Origin of the sequence: Vibrio sp. (assembly GCF_047973365.1) — a bacterium.
Lineage (GTDB): Bacteria > Pseudomonadota > Gammaproteobacteria > Enterobacterales > Vibrionaceae > Vibrio.
In genome coordinates this window covers 1-9,464 of sequence record NZ_JBKEBW010000162.1, presented here as the reverse complement: position 1 = coordinate 9,464, position 9,464 = coordinate 1, and the positions used below count along the sequence as shown (strand labels likewise).

The 9,464-nt window shown below is 46.7% G+C and carries 8 protein-coding genes and 1 pseudogene; 1 reads left to right on the top strand and 8 read right to left on the bottom strand.

What is annotated here, in order from left to right; genetic code table 11:
- Positions 1–346: 346 nt before the first annotated feature.
- The 7 genes and pseudogenes from tatC to rmuC all read right to left on the bottom strand — a co-directional run bounded on the left by tatC (position 347) and on the right by rmuC (position 6,744).
- The gene (tatC, locus tag ACK5MF_RS18705) at positions 347–1,096 is read right to left on the bottom strand and encodes a twin-arginine translocase subunit TatC (RefSeq protein ID WP_416924033.1); all 750 of its coding nucleotides are present in this window, start codon (positions 1,094–1,096) and stop codon (positions 347–349) included.
- Between the two features lie 362 nt (positions 1,097–1,458).
- Positions 1,459–1,791 (bottom strand): annotated as a pseudogene (tatB, locus tag ACK5MF_RS18700) (Sec-independent protein translocase protein TatB); the annotation flags it as partial.
- A 3-nt stretch (positions 1,792–1,794) separates the two neighbouring features.
- On the bottom strand, positions 1,795–2,034 hold the full coding sequence (tatA, locus tag ACK5MF_RS18695) for a Sec-independent protein translocase subunit TatA (protein ID WP_416924032.1): 240 nt from the start codon (positions 2,032–2,034) through the stop codon (positions 1,795–1,797).
- A gap of 50 nt (positions 2,035–2,084) precedes the next feature.
- Positions 2,085–3,719, bottom strand: a complete 1,635-nt coding sequence (gene ubiB, locus ACK5MF_RS18690) for a ubiquinone biosynthesis regulatory protein kinase UbiB (protein ID WP_416924031.1) — start codon at positions 3,717–3,719, stop codon at positions 2,085–2,087.
- A 3-nt stretch (positions 3,720–3,722) separates the two neighbouring features.
- Positions 3,723–4,391 (bottom strand): ubiquinone biosynthesis accessory factor UbiJ, encoded by a 669-nt coding sequence (locus tag ACK5MF_RS18685; protein ID WP_416924030.1) that lies wholly within the window; start codon positions 4,389–4,391, stop codon positions 3,723–3,725.
- A 9-nt stretch (positions 4,392–4,400) separates the two neighbouring features.
- A complete protein-coding gene (gene ubiE / locus ACK5MF_RS18680; protein WP_416924029.1) occupies positions 4,401–5,183 on the bottom strand; it encodes a bifunctional demethylmenaquinone methyltransferase/2-methoxy-6-polyprenyl-1,4-benzoquinol methylase UbiE in 783 nt (260 codons plus the stop codon).
- Positions 5,184–5,211: 28 nt separating this feature from the next.
- Entirely contained in the window at positions 5,212–6,744 is a 1,533-nt protein-coding gene (rmuC, locus tag ACK5MF_RS18675) for a DNA recombination protein RmuC (protein ID WP_416924034.1), read from the bottom strand.
- A gap of 168 nt (positions 6,745–6,912) precedes the next feature.
- On the opposite strand from rmuC, the gene ACK5MF_RS18670 reads away from it, so the two are divergent.
- Positions 6,913–7,815 carry a DMT family transporter gene (locus ACK5MF_RS18670; RefSeq protein WP_416924028.1) on the top strand — a complete coding sequence of 301 codons (903 nt, stop codon included), beginning with the start codon at positions 6,913–6,915 and terminating at the stop codon, positions 7,813–7,815.
- 315 nt (positions 7,816–8,130) lie between these two features.
- Here the strand turns inward: ACK5MF_RS18670 and ACK5MF_RS18665 are convergent, their stop codons facing one another.
- The gene (locus ACK5MF_RS18665; protein WP_416924027.1) at positions 8,131–8,955 is read right to left on the bottom strand and encodes an HDOD domain-containing protein; all 825 of its coding nucleotides are present in this window, start codon (positions 8,953–8,955) and stop codon (positions 8,131–8,133) included.
- Positions 8,956–9,464 lie beyond the last annotated feature (509 nt).

The window sequence follows — 9,464 nt, the reverse complement described above, 5'->3', positions numbered from 1 at the left end:
GTAAGATTTTACGGCGACGAACCGTTGCATGTGTTGTTAGGTTTAACGCGTCGTTCACCCATTCAATAGGCAATTGTGCATTAAGGACTTCAAGATATTCAGTGTTCAGTGGATAGCAAGTAGAAAGGTCATCTAATTCATTGGCAAACATACTAACTCCTCAGTTACGAAGAGTTAGTTTGCTTGAACTGCAAGATCGTTCAAGTAGTTATATTTTCTTTAAACGATCAGCATTGTGCGAAGGCAGGAATGACGCGGGAGGCAGGAATGACTCGGAAGGTAGAATTGAAACGGGAGACAGGATTGAAACGGGAGACAGGATTGAAGCGAAAGGTAGGATTGAAACCTACTCTTCCACTTGCTCTTCATCCGTCTCTTTCTTGGTATAGAAACGAGCGAAAATCAGCCCAATTTCAAACAGCAAACACATTGGAATGGCCAACAGAGTCTGCGAAATCATGTCTGGCGGTGTCAGCAACATACCAACAATAAACGCACCAACGATGATGTAAGGGCGCTTGGTTGCCAGTGACTTAGGTGTGGTTGCCCCTGTCCAGCATAACAAACAAATAGCAACCGGCACTTCAAACGCAATACCAAAGGCTAAGAACAATGCCAAGACGAAATCGAGATAGCTGGCGATATCGGTGGCGATTTCCACCCCACCGAGTGCAATCGCGGTAAAGAAACCAAACACTAGCGGGAACACCACGAAATAGGCGAAGGCAACACCACAGTAAAACAGTAGCGAGCTGGAAAACAGCATAGGAAAAATTAAGCGGCGCTCGTGTTTATATAAGCCCGGAGCGACAAACGCCCAGACCTGATACAGGATATAAGGCACGGATAAAAACACCGCGACAATCAGCGTCAGCTTGAGCGGTGTAAAAAACGGCGATGCAACGTCAGTTGCGATCATCGTCGCACCTTCCGGCAATCGTTCCACCAGAGGTTTGGAGACAAACTCGTAAATTTCACCAGAGAAATAGATCAAAGCGAGAAACACAACCAATACGCCCGCAATACTATGCAATAAGCGATTACGTAGCTCGAGAAGGTGGCTAATTAAAGGCTGTGTCTGTTCGACAGAAGACATTGGAACCTCATGTGACTGCTCATAATACCAATTACCTTAATTTCCTGATCAAGTAGACATCGAGTGCCGATAAGCAAACTCTCCGAGCCATGAATGGCTCGGCGGAGCTTCATGGACGAATTGATGCGTGTTTGCGTTCGGTGCTCATTGCCTAAGACTGAACGGTTTAATAGTGCAATTAGTATAACTGAGTTCATATAACAGAAAGTGAAGAGCCATGGGGCTCTTCACTTGATCGTTTACTCGGCTTTGTTGTCTGCCGATTTAGGCTCTTCCTCAGTTGGCAGAGGCTGAGCTTGCGCAGTAACATGGATAGCTTCAGAAACATCATTAGTCTCTTGAATATCTACCTTCTCTGCGACTGTTGCGGCTGAGTTATCCGCTGTTTGCGTATAGTTCGATGCAGCATAAGGACGCTGAACATCTTGCGCCGCTTGCTTTAGTTTGTTGACGGATTCTTGCAACTCAGGAGAAAGATTTTTCATGCCCATTTGCTCAGCTTTGCGCAAGTTTTCTTGTAACTCTTGCACTTTCAGCTCATGAGCCAGTTCATCTTTCACACTGTTTGCCATGCTTTTCGCTGCACCAATAAACTTGGTCACGCTACGAATAGCATGTGGCAAACGTTCAGGACCCAATACCACTAAAGCAACAACAGAGATTAATACCAGCTCCCAAAAACCGATATCGAACACTCTTTACGCCTGCTCTTTGTCTTTTTGAGTTTCCGTTGAAGCCGCAGTTTTCTGTTGCTCCAGGTTCTTTGGTTCAAAGTCAGCGTCTTTCTCTTCTGGCTTGTCTTCTTCAGCCATCGCCTTTTTGAAACCTTTTACTGCCCCACCAAGATCACCACCGATACCACGTAATTTCTTTGTACCAAACAACAGAATTACGATCACAGCAATGATAAGAAGTTGCCAAATACTGATACCACCCATTATTTCTACCTCGGGGTTATTTGCTAATAATGATTTCGAGAGTTTAACGTCTATTGACGATAAGCTCGCCAACTAAACAGCCAAAATGTGAAGCCTGCAATCGCACTGCCCACCGCTAGCTGTTCTAAGTGACTGGCGACCAGTATTGCCGAGCATACGACTAATGTGGCGCCAATACCAAATAAAAACTTGCCCGTTGCCTGCTGGCGCTTGGTTTCTTTGTACCCTTGATAAAGCTTTTCAATCCGTTGATTCATCACTTTACCTTGACGCAAGCTATCGTAAAGCAGCTCAGGTAGCTCTGGCAATTTTTCTGCCCAAAATGGCGCGCGCTCTTTGACGGCATTAATCACCGCCTGAGGCCCCACTTGCTGCATCATCCATTTTTCGAGGAAGGGTTTCGCCGTTTGCCACAGATCAAGCTGTGGATAAAGCTGGCGTCCCAATCCTTCGACATAAAGCAGCGTTTTTTGCAGCAAAACCAACTGCGGCTGTACTTCCATATTAAAACGGCGTGCAGTATTGAACAGGTTCAACAGCACGTGACCAAAGGAAATTTCACACAGCGGTTTAGCAAAGATAGGCTCACAGACAATACGAATCGCCACTTCAAATTCATCAATATTGGTGTCATGAGGAACCCAGCCGGAATCCACATGCAGCTCAGCGACTTTGCGGTAGTCCCGGTTAAAAAAAGCCAGGAAGTTTTCCGCCAAATAACGTTTATCTTCGCTGTTGAGTGTACCAACAATGCCACAGTCTAAACCAATCCACTGCGGATTTTCTGGATGATCAGGATTGACAAACACGTTGCCCGGATGCATGTCCGCATGGAAGAAGCTGTCACGAAATACCTGAGTGAAAAAGACACTCACGCCACGTTCAGCCAGCAGCTTCATATTGGTGTCGTTAGCTTGCAGACGTTCGACATCCGAAACCTGAATGCCGTATATTCGCTCAGAAACCATGACAGTTTCATTACTCAAATCACTAATAATTTCAGGAACGTAAAGTTCTTCACTGCCTTCGAAGTTACGACGCAGACGAATCGCATTCGCCGCTTCGCGGCGCAAGTCTAATTCATCAATCAGTGTTTTTTCGTATTCGGCTACCACTTCGACCGGTTTAAGACGCTTCGTCTCTGGCGTCGCTTTGGCAACGATACGCGCCATGCGGTACATCAGCTTAAGATCGGCATCAATCACAGGACGAATATCAGGGCGAATCACTTTTAAAACGATCTCACGCCCATTCTCTTTCAATTTGGCGGTATGCACCTGAGCAATCGAAGCTGACGCCAGCGGTTCGATAGCAAAATCGTCAAACCAGGTTTCTAAGCGGCCACCGAGTGCTTTTTCCATCTGCTGCTTGGCGAGTTTACCATCAAATGGCGCGACTTTATCTTGCAACAGTGCAAGCTGATCGGCGATATGTGGCGGGAACAGATCACGACGAGTCGACATCATCTGGCCGAATTTAATCCACACCGGACCTAGCTCTTGCAGTGCAAGGCGCAGACGTTCACCCAGTGGTTTATCGCTATGTTGATTACGCAGCCAAAACAGGGATTTGCGGAGCAGACGCGGCACTTTGGTCAGTTGATGCTCAGGAAGGAACTCATCCAGCCCGTATTCGAGCTGAACTTTGATAATTCGGTATAGGCGCTTAAGTTCTGAAGGCGTCATAGGTTATTTGGCAACCTCAGCGTTTCCCAGCGTCATTTTTTCACCCAAAGCCTTTTTCTCACCAAGAGCGACTTTCTCTCCCAGAGCCGATAGCTTAGCTTCTAAGCGCGCAGCGTGGCTTTTCACTTCATCCACTTGGTCACAGAAATAGGCGATTTCTAACGGAGCGGGCGCAATGCGCCACTCTTCGGTCAACACTTGCGCCAGATGGTTCTGATGCTTATTAAACTGAGAAGTCAGCAAAGAGCCGACGTTTTTCGCCCCCTGAACCACAGTGTGAGCCACAATATCACCGGTGGCACGTGATAACCACTCTTCAATATCTGGCTTGCAGTCTGTCATCAATTGCGAAAACTTTTGTGCCAACTGAATGTCACCTTCCAACACTAACTTATCTTGCTTGATGAGTTGAGTGATATTAGCTTGTTCACGCAGTTCTGGCAGTACCGCCAGATGCAATGACAAGTAGCAATCGGGTTTGCCTTCATAATTGGCCAACACGTCAATCTGTTGGCTAAAGACAAAGGTTAGCGTCTTATTCAGCTCTTTGAGATGGATCTGAATCACTTGTCCTTTAAGGCGGGCAAGACGACGCTTCAGGTTAGGATCGTCTTTAATCAGTGTGTTCAGAGAGGTTTCAATCACCGCAGTGACAAGAGGTGCAAACGGCATAAGCGGTCCCTAGAATTTGTAACCGCGGTGCAGTGCGACAATACCACCGGTCAGGTTGTAGTAGCTTGCTTGCTCGAAGCCGGCTTCAACCATCATACCTTTTAAGGTTTCCTGATCTGGGTGCATACGAATTGATTCGGCTAAATAACGGTAACTGTCTGCATCGTTGGCAATCAGCTCACCCATTTTTGGCAAAATATGGAACGAGTATGCGTCATAAATTTTTGACAGCGGATCTAAAATTGGCTTAGAAAACTCAAGCACTAACAGGCGACCACCCGGTTTCAGAACGCGATACATTGAACGCAGTGCTTTATCTTTGTCGGTGACGTTACGCAGACAGAAGCTGATAGTAATGCAGTCAAAATGGTTATCTGGAAACGGCAGCTCTTCAGCGTTCGCTTGCACAAAATCAATGTTGCCGACAATGCCGCGGTCACGCAGTTTGTCGCGGCCTACATTGAGCATTGAGTTATTGATGTCTGCCAGAATAACGTGGCCTTTATCGCCAACGATACGCGAGAACTTGGCAGCCAGGTCACCAGTGCCGCCACCAAGGTCGAGAATTTTTTGCCCCGGACGCGCACCTGAGCAATCAATGGTAAAACGCTTCCATAGACGATGAACACCACCTGACATTAAGTCATTCATGATGTCATATTTCGCGGCGACTGAGTGAAACACCTGCGCGACTTTGGTGGCTTTTTCTTCTTTACGAACGGTTTCGAAACCGAAATGCGTTGTTTCTTGTTCTGTCATTGCTGTATTCGTTTGCACGCTACTGTCCGTCATCGTTACTATCCTAACCTGCTGTAGACAGTCAGTTTACTTTATCCTCACCCTGATGTCTTTCTACTAAAGGGGCATTTTCATAATCTTCGCCAATTTGTGCCTTCTCCGCCCACTGAGAATGGATAGAGCGTTTCACTTCAACCCCAAGCTGCTTAAAGCTTTCCGCCTGACTGATGGCATTGCCACGGCCAGTGACAAGCTTATTCATCGCGCCCTGATAATTTTGGTTGGCTTTGTCTAACGCAGACCCCAATCCTTCCATATCATCGACAAACAGGCGTAACTTGTCATAAAGCTTACTGGCTCGCTCGGCAATTAAGCGCGCATTCTGGTTCTGGCGATCATTACGCCATAGGTTATCAATGGTGCGCAGTGCTACCAGCAAGGTGGTTGGACTGACCAGAATAATGTTTTGCTCCATCGCATCTTTCACCAAGCTCGGGTCCGCCTGAATCGCGACTTGAAATGCGGGCTCGACCGGAATAAACATCAGCACATAATCGAGGCTCTCAATACCCCGCAGTTGATGATAGTCTTTTTGACTCAATCCTTTGATGTGGTTACGCAATGCAAGCAAGTGGTCGCGCAGTGCGATATCGCGCTCTTCGTTGCTTTCCGCATGGAAGTAGCGTTCATACGCCACCAGCGTCATTTTTGAGTCCACCACCACTTGTTTATCTTGTGGCAGATGAACAATCACATCCGGCTGATAACGTTTGCCCATGTCATTTTGCAAACTGACCTGAGTTTCGTACTCATGGCCTTCACGCAGACCCGATTCCGCCAATACCCGAGCCAGTACCACCTCGCCCCAGTTACCTTGCTGCTTGTTGTCACCTTTTAGCGCCTGAGTAAGGTTGAGCGCCTCTTTCGCCATCTGCTCATTGAGGTTTTGCAAATTGCGCAGCTCGTGAACTAAAGTATGACGTTCTTTGGCTTCACTATTAAAGTTGTCATTGACCTGTTTGCGGAAACCTTCTAACTGCTCTTTAAGCGGACTGAGCAAGCCATCAAGGCTTTGTTTGTTTTGCTGATCCACTTTTGCAGCTTTGTCTTCGAAGACCTGGTGCGCGAGATGTTCAAATTGTTGTTTGAGGCGCTCTTCAGCGGTTTCCAGCAGACGCAATTTCTCGGCACTGGATTCTAACTGCTGTTGATGACGTACTTCTTGCTCACGCAATTGAACATCCAGTTGTGCCTTTTGCTCACGTAAGTGGCTCAGTTCTTGGTTATGTTGCTCTCGCTCAGCCTTTAGCGCATCGAAATAGCGGAGCTTTTCCATCGCTGCCATCAGTTTGCCGTGCAGTTGCTTGAGTTCGTACTCGGCTTTATCACGTTCTTGATCGAGCTCTTCCAACTCTCCTAAACTGTTGTTCAGGGAAACCTTAAGCTGCTCGATCTGCTGTTGATACCAGCGAGCATCATTAATAATTTGTTGATCAAGCAGTTGGGTTCTGACCTGCATTTTTTGCTTAACCCAAAGCCCAATAACGCTGCCAAAGATAATCGCACTGGCAAGTGCAGGAGCCCAAAGCAGTATGTTGTTAATAATCCATTGCATCATAAAGGTTTACTTCGTCTAGTCGTGACTTCACTCTGTTGACAAAAATGGTATTTCTATACTGGATAAATGTCCAGTTTGTAGCGTATTTATTCCAACGTTAGACTAGCCAGATAATCATAAATCACGTCAAATCCAAACAACATCCAATAAAGTTAGGGAAAACCAATGAACGAGCGTCGCGCATTAGGGCTAGGACTGTCCGCAGTTCTGTTTTGGTCCACCGTTGCTACAGCTTTCAAACTCACCTTGGCAGAGTTCTCGCCAATTCAGATGCTCACTATCGCAAGTATTGTCTCTGCACTGGCTTTATTCATTATTTGTGCTCTGCGAGGTCAGTTAAATCTGATCGCCAGCACCTTTTTTGCCAATCCTTGGTATTACCTACTGCTAGGGCTAATTAACCCTTTGGCTTACTATCTGATTTTATTTAAAGCGTATGCCTTACTTCCCGCTTCGCAAGCTCAGTCGATTAATTATAGCTGGGCAATCACTTTAACCTTGATGGCGGCGGTTTTCTTGGGGCAAACGATCAGAAAGCAAGACTGGCTCGCCTGTGTCCTCAGTTACTTAGGCGTGATTGTGATCGCCACCAAAGGCGATATTCTCGGTCTGACATTCGACAGCCCGTTGGGTGTTGGGTTAGCGCTGCTTTCCACTTTGCTGTGGGCAGGGTATTGGATACTCAACACCAAGAACCAAGCAGAGCCAGTTGTCGGTGTGTTGCTGGGTTTTCTTGTCGCAATTCCGTTTGCCATTGGTTTGAATGTTTACGAAAGCGCGCCATGGAGCCAAATTACCGTTAAAGGTTGGGCAGCCGTGACTTACGTCGGGCTATTTGAAATGGGCATTACCTTCGTGCTTTGGCTGAGCGCACTGAAGAACACCCACAATACCGCACGCATCAGTAACCTGATCTTTGCCTCTCCGTTTATCTCTCTGATACTGCTGGCAACGATTATTGGTGAGGAGATTCATCCTTCGACCTTGATTGGCCTCGTGTTGATCATTATTGGTCTTGTTGTGCAACAGTTGAAGTTTTCTCGACCGCTAAAACAGCATCAGGTTTGAGTTAACCTCTATACTCAAACTACTTGAAGTTGCAGGTAGGCGGCAAGTGAGCGAATCCTCATGAGCATAGATAAGCTATGTGATTGGGGTGAGCGAGCGCAGTCAACACCGCTGCAGCTTCAAGTAGGAAGAGTATAAACCGAGATTTTAATTTTTCGTCATTATCCCGGAAAATACGCAAGCCCCCACAGCCGTCATCCCGTAAAATACTCAGTATTTATCCGGGATCTGGCTTTTATGCGTATGGTTGCGATTCAGATTCCTGCCTTCGCACGAAAGGCAGGAATGACAGCAGAAACTAAAACCATTGATAAACTAAAACAACTGATGAGCCAGTTCCACGCCTTGCCCGCGAACGCTGTCTATTTCCACATACACATCCGGCGACAGAGTCAGAACCTTAGTGGCGGGATGACGAGTAAGAAACGCACGCTTTTCTCGTTCATCGAACAATGAATCCCAGCGTTTATGGATTTCGCGCGCTAAAAACAGCACACAAGCTAATCGTTTCGCTTCTGTCGCCCTTCCCGGATGGTTGACATTTTCGATGGCATCCGCCATATCCGACGGGAACTGCCACTCGCGTGCCAGCCTTGCCCCTAGTTCCTGAGCATCGGTATCGAGCAGCTCTTTTTGCACCGCAATCAGTTCCTCACCATGATCAACGCGGTATTTAATTTGCGCAGCCATATCCGGCTCTAAGGCGTGAATCATGAGCTCGCCAATATTGTGTAGCACTCCGGTGGTAAAGGCTTCGTTGGGGTCTAAACGCGCGGCTCTGGCGAGCTTACTGGCAATGATGGCGATTTCGAAAGTATTCGCCCAGTAATCTTTGATATTGAGGGTGGCGAGTTTAGGGAAAATCCCAGACACAACGGAGGAAGAGACCAGTGTACGTACTGCACCGCTACCGACACGGATGATCGCTTCGTTAATGGTGGATACGCCGTGTACGCCACCGAACTGGGCTGAGTTTGCCATGCGCAGCACACGGGCACTGAGCACTTGATCCATCGACATCTTGCGCGACAACTCGCTGAAATTGAGGTTGTCGCCGTTGACCATATTCAGTAACTCTTGCTGGATGCTTTCAATACATGGTAATTCATTAAAACGAGAGAGCAAGGCTTCTTGATTCATTCAGGCGACTCCTTTCGCTGAGCAACTTTTTTGCCAACTAACTTTTTTGCCAACTAACAAATCAACTATAGTTTAGAAATGTTGAGAGTTGAAAACGCCATTCGCTTTATATCGGCCATCCCGGAAAATACGTCGTATTTATCCGGGATCTCGCTCTTGTGCATGATGCAGGGTTTAGATTCCTGCCTTCGCACTGACGAATCCCCAAAAAATAGACAAGCATGGCGAGTTGTGATCTTATGTAATCGCCAAAAAACAAAAAAACACAACTCAAGATGCCATGCTTATAACAAAATTTTGCCACAAAACACTTTCTAAATCTCTAAAGAACTTTAATCAGGCTCGAGTTAAATCATTGTTCGATTGTAGCAATGCCCTTATTCGAGGAAATGAACTTAGCCTGACCACTATTGGGCGTAATTTAGAAGGTCGCTCAAATGTAAAGCATAAAATAAAACGTGCGGACAGATTTCTCAGCAACACCAAGCTCCATAATGAATTAACTGAGC

What these genes read in the sequence shown, in the direction of transcription:
- tatC (WP_416924033.1), bottom strand. Translation starts at nt 1,096, where the DNA reads ATGTCTTCTGTCGAACAGACACAGCCTTTAATTAGCCACCTTCTCGAG.
- tatA (WP_416924032.1), bottom strand. Translation starts at nt 2,034, where the DNA reads ATGGGTGGTATCAGTATTTGGCAACTTCTTATCATTGCTGTGATCGTA.
- ubiB (WP_416924031.1), bottom strand. Translation starts at nt 3,719, where the DNA reads ATGACGCCTTCAGAACTTAAGCGCCTATACCGAATTATCAAAGTTCAG.
- ACK5MF_RS18685 (WP_416924030.1), bottom strand. Translation starts at nt 4,391, where the DNA reads ATGCCGTTTGCACCTCTTGTCACTGCGGTGATTGAAACCTCTCTGAAC.
- ubiE (WP_416924029.1), bottom strand. Translation starts at nt 5,183, where the DNA reads ATGACGGACAGTAGCGTGCAAACGAATACAGCAATGACAGAACAAGAA.
- rmuC (WP_416924034.1), bottom strand. Translation starts at nt 6,744, where the DNA reads ATGCAATGGATTATTAACAACATACTGCTTTGGGCTCCTGCACTTGCC.
- ACK5MF_RS18670 (WP_416924028.1), top strand. Translation starts at nt 6,913, where the DNA reads ATGAACGAGCGTCGCGCATTAGGGCTAGGACTGTCCGCAGTTCTGTTT.
- ACK5MF_RS18665 (WP_416924027.1), bottom strand. Translation starts at nt 8,955, where the DNA reads ATGAATCAAGAAGCCTTGCTCTCTCGTTTTAATGAATTACCATGTATT.